The 18839-nt window shown below is 67.0% G+C and carries 19 protein-coding genes; 18 read left to right on the top strand and 1 reads right to left on the bottom strand.

The window, feature by feature from the left end:
* The first annotated feature begins 3 nt into the window (after positions 1-3).
* The 11 genes from WC971_04495 (at position 4) to WC971_04445 (ending at position 10055) form a co-directional block, all read left to right on the top strand.
* A complete protein-coding gene (locus WC971_04495; protein ID MFA5844074.1) occupies positions 4-765 on the top strand; it encodes an SDR family oxidoreductase in 762 nt (253 codons plus the stop codon).
* Positions 762-1736 carry a Gfo/Idh/MocA family oxidoreductase gene (locus tag WC971_04490; GenBank protein ID MFA5844073.1) on the top strand — a complete coding sequence of 325 codons (975 nt, stop codon included), beginning with the start codon at positions 762-764 and terminating at the stop codon, positions 1734-1736. The genes WC971_04495 and WC971_04490 overlap by 4 nt, the downstream gene beginning before the upstream one ends.
* Complete coding sequence (locus WC971_04485; protein ID MFA5844072.1) at positions 1729-2445, top strand: acylneuraminate cytidylyltransferase family protein; 717 nt, start codon at positions 1729-1731, stop codon at positions 2443-2445. The genes WC971_04490 and WC971_04485 overlap by 8 nt, the downstream gene beginning before the upstream one ends.
* Positions 2442-3311, top strand: a complete 870-nt coding sequence (locus tag WC971_04480; GenBank protein MFA5844071.1) for an imidazole glycerol phosphate synthase cyclase subunit — start codon at positions 2442-2444, stop codon at positions 3309-3311. Before WC971_04485 ends, WC971_04480 begins: the two co-directional genes overlap by 4 nt.
* Positions 3304-3987, top strand: coding sequence for an imidazole glycerol phosphate synthase subunit HisH (hisH, locus tag WC971_04475; GenBank protein ID MFA5844070.1), 684 nt, complete (start codon positions 3304-3306; stop codon positions 3985-3987). Before WC971_04480 ends, hisH begins: the two co-directional genes overlap by 8 nt.
* Positions 3988-3999: 12 nt before the next feature.
* Positions 4000-5214, top strand: coding sequence for an N-acetyl sugar amidotransferase (locus WC971_04470; protein MFA5844069.1), 1215 nt, complete (start codon positions 4000-4002; stop codon positions 5212-5214).
* Positions 5215-5226: 12 nt separating this feature from the next.
* Positions 5227-6297 carry a hypothetical protein gene (locus tag WC971_04465; GenBank protein ID MFA5844068.1) on the top strand — a complete coding sequence of 357 codons (1071 nt, stop codon included), beginning with the start codon at positions 5227-5229 and terminating at the stop codon, positions 6295-6297.
* The gene (locus tag WC971_04460; GenBank protein ID MFA5844067.1) at positions 6278-6859 is read left to right on the top strand and encodes an SIS domain-containing protein; all 582 of its coding nucleotides are present in this window, start codon (positions 6278-6280) and stop codon (positions 6857-6859) included. Before WC971_04465 ends, WC971_04460 begins: the two co-directional genes overlap by 20 nt.
* A 14-nt stretch (positions 6860-6873) precedes the next feature.
* Positions 6874-7896 carry a Gfo/Idh/MocA family oxidoreductase gene (locus tag WC971_04455; GenBank protein ID MFA5844066.1) on the top strand — a complete coding sequence of 341 codons (1023 nt, stop codon included), beginning with the start codon at positions 6874-6876 and terminating at the stop codon, positions 7894-7896.
* A 195-nt stretch (positions 7897-8091) separates the two neighbouring features.
* Positions 8092-9069 carry a glycosyltransferase family 2 protein gene (locus tag WC971_04450; GenBank protein ID MFA5844065.1) on the top strand — a complete coding sequence of 326 codons (978 nt, stop codon included), beginning with the start codon at positions 8092-8094 and terminating at the stop codon, positions 9067-9069.
* Positions 9066-10055 carry an NAD-dependent epimerase/dehydratase family protein gene (locus WC971_04445; GenBank protein ID MFA5844064.1) on the top strand — a complete coding sequence of 330 codons (990 nt, stop codon included), beginning with the start codon at positions 9066-9068 and terminating at the stop codon, positions 10053-10055. The genes WC971_04450 and WC971_04445 overlap by 4 nt, the downstream gene beginning before the upstream one ends.
* Here WC971_04445 and WC971_04440 read toward each other — a convergent pair.
* The gene (locus WC971_04440; GenBank protein ID MFA5844063.1) at positions 10052-10783 is read right to left on the bottom strand and encodes a class I SAM-dependent methyltransferase; all 732 of its coding nucleotides are present in this window, start codon (positions 10781-10783) and stop codon (positions 10052-10054) included. The genes WC971_04445 and WC971_04440 overlap by 4 nt on opposite strands.
* A 229-nt stretch (positions 10784-11012) precedes the next feature.
* Between WC971_04440 and WC971_04435 the strand changes: the two genes are divergently transcribed.
* From WC971_04435 to WC971_04405, 7 genes are all read left to right on the top strand, one after another.
* Positions 11013-11969, top strand: coding sequence for a class I SAM-dependent methyltransferase (locus tag WC971_04435; protein MFA5844062.1), 957 nt, complete (start codon positions 11013-11015; stop codon positions 11967-11969).
* Between the two features lie 249 nt (positions 11970-12218).
* Positions 12219-12947 (top strand): sugar phosphate nucleotidyltransferase, encoded by a 729-nt coding sequence (locus tag WC971_04430; protein ID MFA5844061.1) that lies wholly within the window; start codon positions 12219-12221, stop codon positions 12945-12947.
* Positions 12948-13313: 366 nt separating this feature from the next.
* Positions 13314-14708 (top strand): hypothetical protein, encoded by a 1395-nt coding sequence (locus WC971_04425; GenBank protein ID MFA5844060.1) that lies wholly within the window; start codon positions 13314-13316, stop codon positions 14706-14708.
* Positions 14709-15126: 418 nt separating this feature from the next.
* The gene (locus WC971_04420; GenBank protein ID MFA5844059.1) at positions 15127-15849 is read left to right on the top strand and encodes an SDR family NAD(P)-dependent oxidoreductase; all 723 of its coding nucleotides are present in this window, start codon (positions 15127-15129) and stop codon (positions 15847-15849) included.
* A complete protein-coding gene (locus WC971_04415) occupies positions 15846-16586 on the top strand; it encodes an SDR family oxidoreductase (protein ID MFA5844058.1) in 741 nt (246 codons plus the stop codon). Before WC971_04420 ends, WC971_04415 begins: the two co-directional genes overlap by 4 nt.
* On the top strand, positions 16583-17677 hold the full coding sequence (locus tag WC971_04410) for a 3-dehydroquinate synthase family protein (protein MFA5844057.1): 1095 nt from the start codon (positions 16583-16585) through the stop codon (positions 17675-17677). Before WC971_04415 ends, WC971_04410 begins: the two co-directional genes overlap by 4 nt.
* Positions 17674-18810: a cupin domain-containing protein gene (locus WC971_04405; protein MFA5844056.1), complete on the top strand. Its 1137-nt coding sequence runs from the start codon at positions 17674-17676 to the stop codon at positions 18808-18810. The genes WC971_04410 and WC971_04405 overlap by 4 nt, the downstream gene beginning before the upstream one ends.
* Positions 18811-18839: the final 29 nt, after the last annotated feature.

Genomic DNA, 18839 nt, shown 5'->3' with positions numbered 1-18839 from the left:
GGCATGGATTACACCGGCCTGTTCTCGTGCGAGGGGAAGACCGTCGTCGTCACCGGCGGAGGCGGGCTGCTGGGCGCCGAGATCGCCGCGGGGCTCGCGGCCTTCGGCGCGGCGGTCGTCGTCGCCGACGTCGCCGAGCCGGAGGCGCTCCCCCAAGGCGTGCGCTACCTCCCGCTCGACATCGCCGACGAGCAGTCGGTGCTCGCGTGTCTCGACGAGGCCGCCGGAGGGGCGGGTCGCGTCGACGCCCTCGTGAACTGCGCCTACCCGCGCACATCCGACTGGGGCGCGTCCATCGAGGACGTCACGTTCGAGTCGTGGAAGCGCAACGTCGACGACCACCTCGGCGGCTACTTCCTCGCGAGTAGGGCGGCGGCCGCGGCGATGGCGGCCGCGGGCGGCGGCTCGATCGTGAACACCGCGTCGATCTACGGCATCGTCGGCCCGACCTGGGCGGTCTACGAGGGCACACAGATGACGATGCCGGTCGCCTACGCCGCGATCAAGGGTGGCCTCATCACCCTCACCAAATACCTCGCCACGCGCTACGGCCGCGAAGGCGTGCGCGCGAACACGCTCTCGCCCGGGGGGATCTTCGCCGGGCAGGACCCAGCGTTCGTCGAGCGCTATGGCGAGCGCACCCCGCTGGGCCGCATGGCGCGTCCCGACGAGCTCGTCGGGGCCGCGGTCTTCCTCGTCTCGGACGCGTCGTCGTACGTGACGGGGCACGACCTCGTCGTCGACGGCGGATGGACGGCGTGGTGAGCGTGGACGCCGTGCGCGCCATCGTCGTCGGCTGCGGCTCGATAGGCCGCCGCCACGTCGCGAACCTGCTCGACGCGGGCGCGGACAAGGTCACCGTCGTGAGCTCGTACGCGGGCTGTGGCGAGCACTTCGGCGGCGACCCGCGCGTGAGCGTCGCCGGTTCGCTGGACGCCGCCTTCGGCGACGTCGCGGTGGTCGCCAACGACACGGTGGGGCATCTCGCCGCCGCGGTCGCGCTCGCCGAGAGGGGCGTCGACCTCCTCGTCGAGAAGCCGCTCGCCGCGTCGACCGAGGGCGTCGAGGCGCTGCGCGACGCCGCGGCACGCTCGGGCGCCGGGGTCGCCGTCGCGTACAACATGCGCTTGCTGCCCGCGCTGCGCCGCGTGCGCGACATCGTCGCGAGCGGGGCGCTCGGGCGCCTGTATTTCGCCCGCTTCGAGGTCGGCCAGTACCTGCCGGACTGGCGCGCGGGCCGCGACTACCGCGAGACCTACAGCGCGCATTCCGACCGCGGCGGCGGGGTCGCTCTCGACCTCTCGCACGAGCTCGACTGCATGCGCTTCTTCTTCGGAGACCCGGCGCACTGGAAGGTGCTGTGCGCTCGGGCGAGCGAGCTCGAGATCGACTCCGAGGACGTCTTCGAGGGCATGTACGCGTACGCCTCCGGATTCGCGTGCAGCGTCCATCTCGACTACCTGGAGAAAGGCACCCGCCGGCGCGTGAGGATCGTCGGCTCGAACGGCGAGATCGAATGCGACCTCGCCGGGAAGCGGACTCGCATCGTCATCGACGGCGTCGAGACGCTTCTGACCGACCCCGCGCTGTTCGACATGGCGGCCACATACGTCGCCGAGACGGCGGAGTTCCTCGCGACGCGCGGACGCGGCGGGGGCCTCGCTTCGCTCGAGGACGGCGTGTGGGCTCTGCGGCTGCTCGAGGATGGTCACGAAAGTGGTGGCGGCGATGTATAAGGGCTCGAAGGTGCTATGCGTCATCCCGGCGCGCGGCGGCAGCAAGGGCGTGCCCGGCAAGAACGTGAAGCCGCTGCACGGCAAGCCGCTGATCGCCTACTCCATCGAGGCCGCGCTCGCCGCCGAGACCGTCGACCGCGTGATCGTCTCCACCGACGACGAGGACATCGCCTCGGTCTCTCGCGAGTGGGGCGCCGAGGTGCCGTTCGTGCGCCCGGCCGAGCTCGCGACCGATTCGGCGTCGACGATCGACGTGCTGCTCCACGCGATGGACTGGGCCGAGGCCGACGGGTACGCCTTCGACGTGCTGCTCCTGCTCCACGCGACCACGCCGCTGCGGGCGGTCTCCGACATCGACGAGGTCGTCCGCACGCTCGTGGACACCGGCGCCGAGAGCGTCTTCACGGTCGCCGAGGCGTACCGCAACCCCTACTTCAACATGGTCGAGCTCGACGCCGACGGCTACGCGCACCTCGTCAAGGCGGGCTCGTTCTCCACGCGCCAGGCCGCGCCGCCGGTCTACGACCTCAACTCGTCGATCTACGCGTGGCCTCCCGCCGTCCTGCGCGAGAAGCGCCGCGTCGTCCTCGAGCGCAGCAGGGTGGTCGTGATGCCCCGCGAGCGCAGCGTCGACATCGACGAGCCTCTCGACTGGCGCATCGCGGAGCTGCTGCTCGCCGGCGCGCCGTGGCGAGGAGACGGCCGGTGAACGTCCGCATCATCCCGCGCCTCGACATCAAGGGGCCGAACCTCGTCAAGGGCATCCACCTCGAGGGACTGCGCGTGCTGGGCAAGCCCGAGGTCTACGCGCGTCACTACTACGAGCACGGCGCCGACGAGCTCGTCTACATGGACGTCGTCGCCAGCCTCTACGGCCGCAACAGCCTGCTCGACATCATCGAGCGCACGAGCAAGGAGATCTTCATCCCGCTGACCGTCGGAGGCGGGCTCCGTTCGCTCGACGACATCCGCACCGCGCTGCGCGCCGGCGCCGACAAGGTCTCGCTCAACACCGCGGCGATCGCCGATCCCAACCTCGTGCGCGAGGCCGCGAAGCGCTTCGGCTCGTCGACGATCCTCGTCTCCATCGAGGCCATCCGGCAACCGGACGGCACGTACGAGGCGCACACGGACAACGGGCGCGAGAGCACCGGCCTCGACGCCTACGAGTGGGCGCTTCGCGCGGCCGAGCTCGGCGCGGGGGAGCTCATGGTCACGTCGATCGACCGCGAGGGCACGGGCGAGGGCTTCGACCTCGAGCTCACGCGCCGCATCGCACAGTCGGTGCCGATCCCCGTGATCGCGTGCGGCGGGGCGGGGAGTCCCGAGCACGTGAGGGAGGTCGTCGTCGACGGACGCGCCGACGCCGTGAGCATGGCCTCGATCCTCCACTACGGCTGCCTCGGCGTCTGCGACGAGGACACCTTCGCGGTCGAGGGCAACGTCGAGTACCTCTCCGGCCGTCGCGCCGGTTTCGCGAAGATCACGCCCTCGAGCATCGAGGACGTCAAGCGCCACCTGAGCGAGAACGGCGTCCCATGCCGGTACGTGCCGAAGGAGGCCGCGCATGCCTGAGAGAGGCGCGAAGGTCGCCATCGTCGACTACGGCATGGGCAACCTCTTCAGCGTGAAGCACGCGTGCTCCCATGTGGGCCTCGACGCCGAGATCACCGCCGACCGCGACGCGGTGCTCGCCGCCGACGCCGTGATCCTGCCGGGCGTCGGCGCCTTCGGCGACGCGATGGTCACCCTGCGCGACCTGGGGATGGACACCGCGCTGCGCGAGGTGGCGCAGCGGGGAACGCCGCTGTTCGGTATCTGTCTCGGCCTCCAGCTGTTGATGGAGGTCAGCCACGAGTTCGGCGAGCACGAGGGCCTGGGGCTCGTCCCGGGCGAGGTCGTCCACCTCGGCGCGCCTAGAGACGGCGACCGCGTGCTGAAGGTGCCGCAGGTGGGCTGGAACGCGCTGATGCGCGAGCCGCGCGCGGACGGGTCCGACGCGTGGGCGGGGACGTGGTTCGAAGGCCTCGCCGACGGTACCGCGATGTACTTCGTCCACTCCTTCGTGGTCAGCCCCGCGGGCGCAGCCGACGTGCTCGCCCGCACGCGCTACGGCGACGTGACGTTCTGTTCGGCGCTGCGGTATCGTAACGTGTTCGCGTGCCAGTGCCATCCCGAGCGCAGCGGCCCGGATGGCCTGCGCGTCTACTCCGATTTCGCGGCGGCGCTCGCCCCGCGCGAGTCCCTCTAGGAGGTCTGGACGGTGTCCGAGAAGCTCGAGACGTACTGCGGTCTGCCCGAAGAGGTCGTCTTCTGCAAGCGCTGCGTCATGAGCAACCAGCGCCCTTCGTCCTTCCCCGAGTTCAAGCACACGAAGGACCGCAAGGCGCCCACCCTCCACATCGACGAGGAGGGCATCTGCGACGCCTGCCGCCACGCCGAGCAGAAGGAGCTCATCGACTGGGAGGCGCGCGAGAGGGAGCTCGTCGAGCTCTGCGACCGCTACCGCAAGACGGACGGCTCCTACGACTGTCTCGTCCCTGGCTCGGGCGGTAAGGACTCCGCCTACCAGGCGCACGTCCTCAAGTACAAGTACGGCATGCACCCGCTCACGTGCACGTGGCCGCCGATCCTCTACACCGACTACGGCTACAAGAACTTCACGAACTGGATCGAGGTCGGCGGCTTCGACAACATCTCGTTCAAGCCCAACGGCCGCGTGCAGAAGCTTCTCACGCGTCTCTCCATCCAGAACCTGCTGCACCCGTTCCAGACCTTCATCCTCGGGCAGAAGAACCTCGGTCCGAAGATCGCGGCGAAGTGGGGCATCGAGCTCATCTTCTACGGCGAGAACGAGGCGGAGTACGGCAACCCGCTCGCCGACAACACGTCCTCGCTGCGGGACAAGAGCTACTACACGATGGAGCACCTCGACGAGATGTACCTCGGCGGGGTCTCGATCGAGGAGCTCCGCTCCAAGTTCGGCGTCGACATGAACGACCTGATGATCTACCTGCCCCCGCCCGTCGAGGAGATCGAGCGCTCGAACATCGAGGTCCACTACCTCGGCTACTACCTGAAGTGGACGCCGCAGGAGTCCTACTACTACGCCGTCGAGCACACGGGCTTCAAGGCCCGTCCGTTCCGCACGGAGGGGACGTACAGCAAGTACAACTCGATCGACGACAAGATCGACGACCTCCACTACTACACGACGTTCATGAAGTTCGGCCTCGGGCGCGCCACCTACGACTCGAGCCAGGAGGTGCGCAACAAGCACCTCACGCGCGAGGAGGCCGTCGCGCTCGTCCACCGCTTCGACGGAGAGAAGCCGCAGCGCTACATCGCCGAGGTCATGGAGCACATCGGCATGACGCTCGAGGAGTTCGACGAGCTGTGCGACAAGGCCCGCTCGCCGCACCTATGGGTGCGCGACGGCGGCGAGTGGAAGCTGCGCCACCGGGTCGAGAACCTCTAAGGGAGCGCGGAAGTGCCCGCAGTCACGGACATAGAGGTCGTACGCCGCGGCCACCTCGCCGAGAAGGTCGTCTTCGTCGACGGTCTCCCCGGCTGCGGCAAGACGATGCTCTCGCCGATCGTCGCGGCCATGCCGCGCGTCGAGCTGCTGACGTACGCGTATGCGATCGAGCACGTCTGCGACCTGCACTCGCTGGGCAAGATCACCCTCGACGCCGCCGCGGCGATGGTCGGGCTCCAGACCGACCTGCGTCTCTACGACACGATGATGTCCCGCGAGACGAACTTCCGCCCCCGCGACCTCTCGAGCGCGTGGCGCGCGCCTCGGCGGTGGCGCTACTTCGAGCGCCTCTTCGCCGCCGGTGACGAGGCGGTCCCCGCGCGCATCCGCGACGAGCGGCCGATCCTTCACCTCACGACGCACAAGCTCCTCGCGTTCGCGGAGCCGGTCTTCGCCGCACTCGGCGAGCGGGCCGTCCTCCTCGAGGTCGTGCGCCACCCGCTCTACATGCTCAAGCAGCAGGCGCTGAACATGGCCTCGCTCGTGGCGGACCCGCGCGACTTCGACGTCTACGTCGCCCACGGCGACGGCGGCGAGGTGCCGTGCTACACCGTCGGCTGGGAGGACCTCTTCGCGCGCTCGAACGAGACCGAGCGGGCGATACACGCCGTCGACCGGCTTACCGCGCTCACCGAGGAGACGAAGGCGACGCTGAAGGCGCGCTACGGCGCCCGCATCGTGACCATCCCGTTCGAGCGGTTCGTCGTCGAGCCGGCGCCTTACCTAGCCGAGATCGAGGACGCGCTCGGCACGCGCTCGGACGAGGTGACGCTGAGGATGCTGCGCAAGCAGAACGTGCCCCGCGCGAGATGGGGCGAGGGGATCAGGCTCGACATCTACGAGCGCTGCGGCTGGGAACCGCCGGCCCAGGGCGCGACCGAGGCGGACGAGCTCGAGGTGCGCCGCAGGTTCGCGGCGCTGACCGCGGGGCCGGAAGCGATGGCCGCCCTCGACCGCTGTTGCGACATGTACGAGGAGACCTATCTCGGTGGAAGGATGCGCGATGGCGAACACTACGCCTGAGTACCTCGACGGGTACTTCGAGGGTTTCGAGATATGCGTGCGCGATGTGCTCGACGACCCCGCTCAACGCGACGCGCTCGTCGAGTGCGTCCGGATCATCGAGGCGACGCGGGGATCGGGCGCCACGGTCTTCCTCGTCGGCAACGGAGGCTCGGCGGCTATCGCCGAGCACATGACGATCGACCTGACGAAGAACGCCGGCCTGCGCGCGATGGCCTTCTCCGGCACGCCGACCATCACGACGCTCGCGAACGACTACGGCTACGAGCACGCCTTCGCGCAGGCGCTCGATCGCTACGCCCGCCCGGGCGACGTGCTCATCGCGATCAGCAGCGGCGGCACGTCGCGCAACATCCTCAACACCGTCGCGGTCGCGCGCCGGATCGGCATGACCGTCCTGACCTTCTCCGGATTCGACCCCGACAACCCGCTGCGCGCCGCCGGCGACGTGAACGTCTACGTCGACTCGAAGGCCTACGGGTACGTGGAGATGGCGCACAACCTTCTCATCCACTACGTGAACGACGCCATCATCGGCGCCGTCGAGTACGTCATCCGCTGACGGGAGAGCACGCGTTGAGCGACATCCTGCGGTTCGGCATCATCGGGTACGGCAAGATGGGGCGCATACGCCACGACGCCCTCGCGCGCATCGAGGGATGCGAGGTCGCGGTGGTGTGCGAGCGCGCGCCCGTCGAGGACATCCCGGAGGAGGCCCTCTTCACGACCGACCCGATGAAGGTCATCGCCGACCCGATGCTCGACGCGATCGTCGTCTGCACGAGCAACGACGTCATGCGCGACTTCGTCGTGGCGGGTCTCGACGCGGGGAAGCACGTCTTCTGCGAGAAGCCGCCAGGGCGGGACATGACCGAGCTGGGGGAGATGGTCGCCGCGGAAGCCGCGCATCCGGGCGCGAAGCTGATGTTCGGCTTCAACCACCGGCACCACGAGTCGATGATCAAGGCGAAGGAGCTCATCGAATCGGGCGAGTACGGCGAGCTGCTCTGGATGCGCGGACGCTACGGCAAGTCGGTCGACGAGGACTTCTTCTCGACATGGCGGGCGAAGCGCGAGATCGCCGGCGGCGGGATCCTCCTCGACCAGGGCATCCACATGCTCGACCTCTTCCTCATGATGGCCGGGGACTTCGACACCGTGCAGGCGCACGTGAGCAACCTCTACTGGAACCTCGACATCGAGGACAATGTCTTCGCCATCTACAGCAACGCGAAGGGGCAATGCGCGTCGCTGCACTCGACGATGACGCAGTGGCGACACATCTTCTCGCTCGAGGTGTTCCTCTCGCGCGGCTACATCGCGATCAACGGCCTCAAGACGAGCTCGAACAGTTACGGAGACGAGGTCATGTCCGTCGCGAAGAACCGCTCGGCGCCCCCCGCGGCGTCGTGGACCGACGAGGAGAAGCTCGTCTACCACGTCGACACGTCGTGGGACCGCGAGATAGGCATGTTCGTCGATTGCATCCGCACCGGCGCTCCCGTTCCCGTCGGCAACAGCGAGGACGCGCGCAAGGTGCTGCGCCTCGTCGAGGCGACGTACGAGGCGGGCCGGATGACGAAGACGGTGAACGCGTGAGGTTCGACGGCAAGACGGCGCTCGTCACGGGCGATGCAGTGTGTCGTCGGCACCCGACCGAGTGGACCTCCCGGTCCGTTGGAGAACGCTCAAGGTCATGGTAGTGTTGCCTCGGGCGGGGCAGGCGGGGACCCGCGGCGATCATGATCGACCCAAGGGGAGCCGGTGAATTCGCATCAAACGCCGACACTGAGCGTGGTCATCCCGGTCTACCTGAGCGAGCAAGTCGTCGACGAGCTATACAGGAGGCTGAAGGGCGTCCTCGATGGCATGGCGCCTGAGATGGCTCACGAGATCGTCTACGTCGACGACGGCGGTGCGGATCGTTCGGCGGAGCTGCTCGACGCTATCGCTGAGCGCGACGAGTCCGTCAGAGTGCTCCATTTGTCACGGAACTTCGGTCACCAGATCGCGATCACAGCAGGCCTCGATCATGCCATTGGCGACGCCGTCGTGGTGATGGACGACGATCTACAAGACCCCCCCGAGGTCATCCCGGAGATGGTCGCGAAATGGCGTGAGGGGTTCGAGACCGTCTTCGCCGTGCGCGACCGACGCGAGGGCGAGGGGGCCATCAAGCTCACCGCAGCCAAAGCGTTCTACCGGGTGCTCGGCTGGTTGTCCGATACGCACATACCGGTCGACGCGGGTGACTTCCGCCTAATGGACCGGGTAGTCGTGGATGCCATCGGAGGGATGCGGGAGGAGAGCCGCTACCTGCGCGGCATGGTGGCATGGGCCGGCTTCCGACAGACCTCGGTCGCCTACGTGCGCAATCGTCGGTTCGCGGGTCGGACCAATTACAGCTTGCGTCGACTGGTCCGTCTTGGTATGGACGGGGTGACGAGTTTCTCAGCATGGCCTCTGGCGCTGTCGGCGCGGTTCGGCGTCGTGGTGATGTGCGTTGCGTTCGCTTACGCAGCGGTCGTGCTGTACAAGAGGCTGGTGGACCCGGCATCCATCCTGCCAGGCACGACGTCGGTGTTGATCGCCGTGCTGTTCCTAGGCGGTGTCCAGCTCGTGTCCATCGGGATGCTCGGCGCGTACACGAGCCGCATCTACTATGAGACAAAACGACGGCCGCTGTACCTCGTGTCCCGAGTGTCCGGAGCAGCCACGGGGCAGCGACCCGCTCCCGACGACAGGTGTCAGGACGGCGGGACGGCTCGATGAGTCGTTACGACCGCCGTGCGCCGGATCCGTGGTCCGGGCGTGACGTCCTCGTCACGGGCGGCAGCGGTTTCATCGGATCGAGGCTCATCTCTCGACTGGCCTCCGCGGGTGCTCGGTGCGTCTCGCTCGATCTGCGTCCCCCCGCACGGGAGGTCCCAGACGTGCGGTATGTCGAGGGCTCCGTGCTGGACGAGATGCTTGTGACGTCACTGGTGGCCGATGCCGAGGTCATCTTCCCCATGGGGGGCAGGTCTGGCACGGTCGATACCCCCGCTGGTGCGGTCGAGAGCCTCGAAAGCAACTGTCGTGGGCAGCTGATTCTGCTGGGGGCGATCGTCGCAACGGGCCTAGGGGCTCGCGTCGTGTACCCCGGTTCGCGGCTCGAGTACGGCAGGGCACTCCACTTGCCGGTCGACGAGTCGCATCAGACTGTGCCTACCAGCTTGTACGGGGTGCATAAGCTGACTTGCACACACTACCATCTGGTCTTCCACGGCCTCCATGGCGTAAGGACCACGGTGCTGCGCATCTCCAACCCTTACGGACCCTGCGCCTGCTCGACCGGTCCACGCTACTCGATCCTGAACCATTTCGTGGATCTCGCGATGCAGGGCAAGACCATAAAGGTCTTCGGCGACGGCAGTCAGTTGCGCGACTACGTCTTCGTGGACGACGTGATAGAGGCGCTCTTAGCCGCAGCTGCGACCGACGCCTCGGTCGGTAGGGTGGTCAATGTGGGCTCCGGTGTCGGGACACGATTGCTCGACGCCGCGCGCATGGTGGTGGACATCGTGTCCGACGGGGCGGTCGAGACCGTCCCATGGCCGACCGAGCATGCTGCTGTGGAGACAGGGGACTTCGTGTTCTCGGTCGACACCGCGGCGAGAATTTTGCACTGGACGCCCGCCACCGCTCTCGACGAGGGGTTGCGCGCGACGGTCGCCGAGGTGGTCGCCGGAGGCGTCGGCGGTCTTCAGCGCACCTAGCGGCGTCGTCCGACGACGAGGATAGAGACGCCTATAGGAAACGCGTGGCATGCGAGCCAGCGTCGCTCCAGCGAGAACACTCGATACAGGCAACGGTTGAGTGCGGGCGATGGCATGCGTTCCTGCGAGGCTCCACCGTGGCGCAGAATGCGCTGAGCGATGCGGACCAGCGCCACGGGCAGCAGGAGCAGCGTGTTGAAGTACGTGGCCTCGACGACGTCGAACCCGGCGCTCTCCACCAGTCCGGTGGCTTGACTCAGGGAGTAGCGACGCCGATGGTGGTTGCGTTCGTCATGCGGACTCCATAGGGCGCGCATGGCCGGTACCGTGACCACGAGCACTCCGTGGGGTGCCAGCACACGCGCTGACTCAGCTAAGGCGCCTGCGTCATCATCCAGATGCTCCATGACGTCGAGCATCGTGATTGCCGACGCTGACCGCTCGTCGAACGGCAGCGACGCCGCCGTCCCATCGCGGACGTCGAGGCCCTTGGTTTCGCACGCTGCACGGGCTCCGGCATCCGGTTCTATGCCGATCGCCACGTCGCAACATGCTACGTTGGCGAGCGGCGCGACGTTCCCGCCGGTGCCGCATCCGATGTCGACGAAGATCCCGGGACCGGGGGGGGCGTGTCTGCGCAGCGCGTCGCCGACGATCTCACGCCGTGCTCTGAACCACCAGTGGTCCTTCTCGATCCGTTCGAACGATGCCAGATACTGCGGATCCATGTACTCTTCTCCAGGGATGTGATCGGGCGTCGCAGAATAGGATACCGCTCGCGGCTGTGGGACGCGCAGCGCGTCGCTTCGAGTGTTCCAGCCGCCTTGTCGCAGCGCCCGAAGGCCCGAACATCGAAAGGGGACTTGCGGTAGAATCCAGCATCGGCCGCATATCCCGACACATGGCCGATCGACTCCGAGTTCAGGTCTGCGGCGTTTCGGATGTGGGGAGGATGTTGTGGGACGCGAGAGACCAGGCACCGCCGGACAAGAACGGCAGATCACCGATCCCGGTGCTGGAACGTCTCAGATCGGCGAGGCGTCCGCCTTCGCTGGGACGGGAACCCCAGTCTGCGTGGTGTGTGGCGCCGTGGAGGGGGTCCGCGTACTCGATCCCGAACAGGGACTCTTCAGATGCGCGGAGTGCACGCATGTTTTCACCTTACTGGCGGCAGCTGGACAGCGCAGTGACGGCGAGGGTTATGAGGATGAGTACTATGACGCCGAACACGCGAACTGGTTCGCTCATCCCAATGTCGCCCTGTTCCGCTTGGCCCATTCTCAGATCAGAGAGAGGTTGGGTAACGGTCCTCTCAGGGTTCTCGATGTGGGGTGCGGCAGAGGTGACTTCCTCCAGTATCTGCAGCGCAACGATCCGAAGCTGGAGCTGTGGGGAGTGGATCTGAACCCAAGACCCCTGCCGGGCATCGATATCGTCTGCGGCGACGTGATGGGCCATGTGATGGACGAGGAGTTGCTCCGAGGATTCGATGCGATCACGGGGCTTGCTCTGATAGAGCACTTGGAGCGCCCTGACCTGTTCGTTCGGCGAGTGATGGAAGGGCTGCGGCCTGGGGGGCTCGTCATCATGATGACGGTGAACAACGACGGGCTGTTCTACCGGGTCGCCAGGACGCTGAACGGTCTGGGCCAGAGTGCGGCCTATCGTCGGCTATACAGCCCGCACCACCTGCATCACTTCACGAACCAATCTCTTCGGCGTCTGATGCGGTCTTCCGGTCTGGAGGCAGTCTTCCAAGAGAACCACAACTACCCCTTGCGTGCGGTTGATGTTCCGGAGGGCTCGCCCGCCCTCCGGGCGGCGTACACGACGGTGGTCTGGGGACTGTTCTCCACGTCGACGCTGTTCCGCAACGGGATCTTGCAGACGATCGTGTGCAGGAAGTCCCCGTAGCCGGACTTCGGGCGGAACTGCTCGTGGATCTGTTGGAGGCTGGGGAATGCGGAGTCACCGATCTCCAAGGCTATGGACTCCGGCAGGTGTCGCGATCGTTCTTGACGTCCGGCTCGAACGGTTGCTAGCCTGCCAGAACCGGGCCCGGGTCCGAGATTCGCGCAAGGCGTTCCCGGAGTGAGCGCTGTCCGGGTGTGACGCTGCGGTGCGTGCCGCCTAAGGCCGGCTAGTGAGGGACGAGGTGATCCATTGAAGGGCGTGGTGCTCGCGGGTGGCCGCGGAACACGGCTGAGTCCGCTCACTGAGGTGACCAACAAGCATCTCTTGCCTGTCGGCAGGGAGCCGATGATCTGGCATCCGGTTCGACAGCTCGTGGCTGCCCGGATCACAGATATCCTTGTCGTGACGTCCACACAGCACATGGGCGACATCGTGAACTCACTCGGCTCCGGGGCGCGTTTCGGCTGCGAGTTCACCTATCGGGTCCAGGAGGAGGCCGGAGGCATCGCGCATGCCCTGTCGATGGCACGCGGCTTCGTGGGCGACGATCGAGTGGTGGTGCTTCTGGGGGACAACGTGTTCGAGCGCGCCATCGCTCCGCACACGCAGGCGTTCTCCGAGCAGGCCGAGGGAGCTCGAGTCCTGCTCAAGCAAGTCGGTGATCCGGAGCGCTTCGGGGTCGCTGCCCTCGACGAGCAGCAGATCGTCTCGATAGAGGAGAAGCCGTCCAAGCCCCCGAGCGACTACGCGGTGGTCGGCTGTTACATGTATGACAAGAGCGTGTGGTCGATCATCGAGGGCACTGCCCCGTCCGGCCGGGGCGAGTTGGAGATCACGGACGTGAACAACGAATACGCCCGCCGCGGGACGCTGAGCTACGGGATCGTCGCGGGTGGTTGGTCGGACGCTGGCACCTTCGAGTCGTTGTCCGAGGCATCCGCCATGATGCTATCGACCCAGAACAGGGTCATCTCGTGAGCACGTAGTTGATCACTGGCGGTGCCGGCGCCGATGCGGTACGAGGCCGGGTGTATCAGGACTTCTGCACCGCGCCTGGTCGCCGTCCCGCGGTTCTGGGATCGGCTTGTCGGACATGCGGACGGTCTGCGACAATCGGCTTGCTCGTGCCGGTCCTCATGCGGCCCAGGCGGTTCTGGTGCGCGCTGTGGGCGATCGTGGCTCAGACCTTGGGATGGAGAAGTGGGTAGGTTGAACGTTCGACCTGAAGCGCGTAAGCGGTTCGTCACCGGAATGGTCGCTGCGGCAGGAGCGATGTTCTGGCTTTGGTTTCTGTACTCGGGGAACCCCCGCTACGTTGCGTTCGATTGGTTCTACTCCCACCAGATGATCGAATCCATCCGGTTGGCGTTGCGGCATGGGACCCTGCCATGGCACGTCGCTTTCGCCCCAGAGGAGCTGATCCACGGCTTCTGGACGGGGAGCAGCAGCCTCATGGCCATGCCGCAGTGTCTGTTCTCGCCACAGGCTTTCCTGCTGTTGTTCGTGTCGACGAAGGCTTTCATCGGGATACAGACAGTGGGTCTGTACGTTCTAGGGCTGCTCGGTCTTCGCGCGTTGATGGACGAGGCGGAGCTTGACGACTATGCGTTCATCCTGGCCGCACTGGTGTTCACGGCGGGCGGCTACTTCACCGCCCAGATGGCTGCGGGCTCCCTTATGTGCGTCGGCTTCTTCTTGTGGCCCGCGGTTCTTCTTATGGCGTGGCGCGTGTTGAAGTCCGCTCAGGCCAACGACAGGGCGCAATGGATGCATGCGGCGCTGCTGGCCCTTCTCACGGCTGCCGTCATCTACCAGGGAAGCGTCCACCAGTACTTCCACATGCTCGAGTTGATTGCGGTCTGCGCTATTGTCGCCCCCAAGGCTTTCAGGCCTTTCGCCGTTTCCTTCGGTCTCTCGGTCATCGCATCAGCCGGACGTCTGATACCCGTATGGCTGGCTAGCGGCTACTCTTCTGCCGTGCGTGTTCCAGGCGGGGGATACGGTGCATATCTCCATGGGGTACTCCCGTTCTGGACGCCAGAGGCCTGGCTGTCCAGTCTTGCAGAGAGCCTTACGGTGGTGAACAATGCCCACTACGGTGCTGGTAGCTACTGGGACTTGGACGTGTACGTCGGCCTTTTCGGTCTTCTGGTCATCGTCGTCGGCCTGGTCTGGGCACTTCGTGAGGATTCGGATCGCTGGCTCAGGGGGCCGTATGGTCGTCTGATGGCGGTCGGCGCAGTGTTGCTGGCGATGAGCATGGGGCCGATCTATCTTGCGGTGTTCAGGGCGGTGCGGCTCATCCTGCCCGTGCCCGTGTTTGACCGCGTCCCAAGCAGGCTCATCATCGTGCCGCTGCTGTTGATCCTGCTGCCCGCTACCCACGGACTATCCGGACTGACCGTGGGCGTCGTGCCAAAGTGGCGAACCCTACTCCGTTGGCTTGTGCCGATCGTCCTGGCCAGCTCGCTGCTGTCCCACTCCATCGTGTGGCGTGTCGCGGCGACGGAGAGTGTGTGGAGACCCAGTGATAGGGTTGTACAGCTGACCATGCGAGCAAGTCTGCTTGATCTGCCCGTGTCACCCCTCTATCGCAACAGTGTCTTCTTCGGGTCGCTCCTAGGCCTGTGCGGTATGGCGGCTTGTGTGGCCATCGTTCTCCTCGTGCGTCGACGTGAGCGATCGGTCAGCCATGGGTCGGCGGGGGAGGCCGGGACATCGCCACCGAAGCCCGTCTGAGTCGTCCCACCGGTGCGTCTTTTCTTCGGGGCCCCAGCTGCCGATTCGGATGGGGCAGGACCTTCACACTGTGCTTGTCATGCGACGTCCAAGTGCTTCTGCTACCTGCGGAAGCCTGCTATACTGTTCATCAAATGAACAACTTCGATCCCGGCGAGGGCGCTTGTATTGCAGCCCGCCGGACCACCCAAGTTGCGAGGGCAGTGCATAGATGCCCGGATCGCTCACAGCAGGCGTCGTCGGACACGGCTACATCGGGGGATCTGTCGCCGCGTGGTCAGTACAGCGATGACAAGCGCGCCACGGTCGGGGGCGTGCCGGGGTGCCGCGACATCGAGGAGCTCTTGGACTCAGGCAAGGTGCTCCGCCTCGTCGAGGCGACTTACGAGGCGGGCCGGATGACGAAGTCGGTGAGCGCGTGAGGTTCGACGGCAAGACGGCCCTCGTCACCGGCGGCACGCGCGGTATCGGCGCCGCGCTCGTCGTCGCGCTCGCGGAGGCCGGCGCGGACGTGGCGTACACCGGCACCGCCGCCGAGCGCCCCGAGGGCGCGCCGGACGGGCGCTACCTGCCCCTCGACCTCGCCGACGCTGCCGACACCGAGCGTTTCTGCGCGGAGCTCGAGACCTGGGAGCGGCTCGACATCCTCGTCAACAACGCCGGCATCAACATCATCGAGCCCATCGACGCTATCGACGAGGCGCATTGGCGCCGCGTGCTCGACGTCAACCTCACCGGCGCGATGCTCGTCACCCGCTCCGCCGCGCGCGTCATGGAGCGCGCTGGACGCGGAGGGCGCGTGCTCATGCTCGGCTCGATCTTCAGCTTCGTCTCGCGCGAGATGCGCGACGCGTACTCGGCGAGCAAGACGGGGCTGCTCGGGCTCGTGCGCGCAGCGGCGCTCGACCTCGCTGGGCACGGCATCCTCGTGAACGCCGTCTGCCCCGGGCCGACGATGACCGACCTCACCGCCTCGATACTGACCGACGCCGATGCCGAGGAGATGACCTCGCGCATCCCGCTGGGCCGCTTCGCGGCGCCGCAGGAGATCGCCGCGGCGTGCGCGTTCCTCGTCAGCGACCTCAACACCTACATGACCGGCACGTCGCTCGTGGTCGACGGGGGGTACGTCGCCAGATGAGCCTGCGCATCGACTATCGCGGGACGCGCGCGCTCGTCACGGGCGGGACGCGCGGCATCGGCAGGGCCATCGCCGAGGCCTTCCTCGAGCGCGGCACGACGGTGGTCGTGACGGGTACTGGCGCCGACGCGCCGGAGTGGGTCGCGCATCGCGAGGGTTGCTCGTACGCCCGGCTCGACTGGCTCGACGAGGCGTGCGCGGCCGCGTTCCTCGGCGCGCTGCCGGACATCGGCCCGTTCGACGTGCTCGTCAACAACGCGGGCATACACGCCCCGCGCCCCATCGACGACCTCGACCTCGAAACGTGGCGCCGCGTCATCGCCGTCGACCTCGAGGGTCCCGCGCGCCTGACCGCCGCCGTCGCGCGGGAGATGCGCGAGCGCGGCTCGGGCCGCGTCCTCAACGTCGCGTCGATCGCCGCGTTCGTCTCGCGCCCGGGAGGCGCGGCCTACGCCGCGGCGAAGGCCGGGCTCGTCGGCCTCACGCGCGCCGCCGCGCTCGATCTCGCGCCATACGGCGTCCTCGTGAACGCGCTGTGCCCCGGGTACACCGCGACCGACATGGCGCAGCGCACGCTCACGGCCGAGCAGCGCGAGGATCTGCGTCGTGCCGTCCCGCTCGACCGCCTCGCCCAGCCCGCCGAGATCGCTTCGGTCGCGCTCTTCCTGTGCTCGGGACTGAACACCTACGTCACGGGTCAGACCGTGACCGTCGACGGCGGGGTGACGGCTGCGTGAGCGGCGAGATGCTCATCACATCGAAGGTCAAGGACTACGCGCTCGAGGTCGTCGCGGGGTCTCTCGAATCGCGCGAGCGCCTCATGGCGCCGTGGCCGGGCAAGCGGCTCTTCTTCTTCGTCGACGGCAACGTCCATCGTCTCTACCGCGACCGCCTCGAGACATTCGTCGGAGTCGATCCGATGCTGGTGATCCCGGCGCTCGAGACGAACAAGGAGTACGCGGCGCTGGCCGAGCCCTACCGGTGGCTCGTCGACGCCGGTTTCCGTCGCAACGACGTGCTCGTGACGTTCGGCGGCGGCATCCTCCAGGACGTCAGCGGCTTCGTCGCGAGCACCCTCTACCGCGGCATCCCGTGGGTCTTCTTCCCGACGACGCTGCTCGCTCAGGCCGACTCGTGCATCGGCTCGAAGACGTCGATCAACTTCGGCGACGCGAAGAACCTCATCGGCACGTTCTACCCGCCGGACCGCATCTTCGTCGACCCGGCGTTCTGCGAGACGCTCACCGACGCCTACTTCGGTTCCGGCCTCGGCGAGATCGTGAAGTTCCACCTCATGTCGGACGAGCGCGGCTACGCCCTGCTGCGCGCCTACCTCGCCGAGCCGGACCTGCGTCGCTCGCTGATGCTGCCGGAGGTCGTGCGCTCGACGCTCGAGGTCAAGCGCTCGTACTTCGAGGGCGACGAGTTCGACACCGGACGGCGCAACCTCCTGAACTACGGGCACTGCGTAGGTCACGCGCTCGAGAGCGCGAGCGACTTCGGCGTCAGCCACGGCGAGGCGGTCCTCGTCGGGATGGGCGTCGCCGACCTCGTCTCGATGCGCCGCGGGCTCATGTCGCGCGAGACCTACGAGGAGTTCGAGGCGCTGCTTCGGCCGCATTACCCGCGGTTCGACGTCGCCCGCGTGCCGGCCGGCGAGATCGTGCGCTACATGCGCAGGGACAAGAAGCGCGTCGGGGAAGGGCTCACCATGATCCTCGCCTGCGGCGTCGGGGAGATGCTCAAGGCCGACGACCTCACCCCCGACGAGGTCGCCCGCGCCTGGGACGACTTCGTCGGGGGCTATCCGGAGAGGACGACCCCATGATCGACGGCAAGCGGATCGTCGCGATGATACCGGCGCGTCTCGGCAGCCAGCGGGTGCCTCGCAAGAACCTGCGCCTGCTCGCGGGCAAGCCGCTCATCGCGTGGGCGATCGAGGCCGCGAAGGACTCGGGCGTCTTCGACGAGGTGTACGTCAACAGCGAGGCCGATGTCTTCGCCGACGTCGCCGCGCGTTGGGGAGTGCGGTTCTACAAGCGACCCGCCGACCTCGCGTCGAACGCCGCGATCAACGACGCCTTCGCCGACGACTTCGTGCGCAACGTCGAGGCCGACGTCCTCGTGCAGCTCCTCCCGACGTCTCCTCTGATAACGCCCGAGGAGATCCGGGAGTTCGTCGAGCGCATGGTGCGCGAGGGCTTCGAGACGCTCGTCTCGGTCGAGGACCACCGCATCGCGTGCGTCTTCGAAGGCGAGCCGGTCAACTTCTCGACGCTGGAGCCGCACAGGTCGTCGCAGACGATGACTCCCGTCCAGTCCTACGCGACCGTGCTGATGGCGTGGACGTACGACTCCTGGAAGCGGGACATGGCCGAGCTCGGCTGCGCGTACCACGGCGGGTCGAGCCGCATCGGATACCACGTCGTCAAGGGCCTGGCCACCATCGACATCGACAACGAGGAGGACTTCCACCTCGCCGAGGTCGCGCTCGCGTACCGCGCGGACCCGACGCGCCTCGAGCCGCGGTTCTGGGAGCCCGATCTCGTCTCCGAGTGCGAGGTCCCGGCGATACTGAAGCGCGACGGCGTTCTCGTCGAGGACTTCGACCACGAGAACCTCGAGTGCGTGAACGTCTTCGAGATCATCGAGGAGGCGGACGACGACCGGTCCTGGTGCCGGCGCGTCGTGAACACCGAGAACAACAGCGCGACGCTGATCTCGCAGCTCCCGGGCGAGGGCAACCGGCTCCACTACCACCCGGAGTGGAACGAGTGGTGGTACATCGTGAAGGGCACGTGGCGCTGGGAGATCGAGGGGACCGAACGCATCGTGCGCCCCGGCGACGTCGTCTTCATGCGCAAGGGCCGGGTGCACTGCATCACCGCGGTCGGAGACGAGCCCGCGGTGCGCCTCGCGGTGAGCAAGGACCTCGTCCCCCACGTCTATCCGGAAGGGTAGGGCAGTGATACGGGAATGCCTCATCGGTC

It is taken from the genome of Coriobacteriia bacterium (assembly GCA_041658765.1).
GTDB lineage: Bacteria > Actinomycetota > Coriobacteriia > Anaerosomatales > JBAZZO01 > JBAZZO01.
This window is presented reverse-complemented; position numbering and strand designations above follow the sequence as displayed.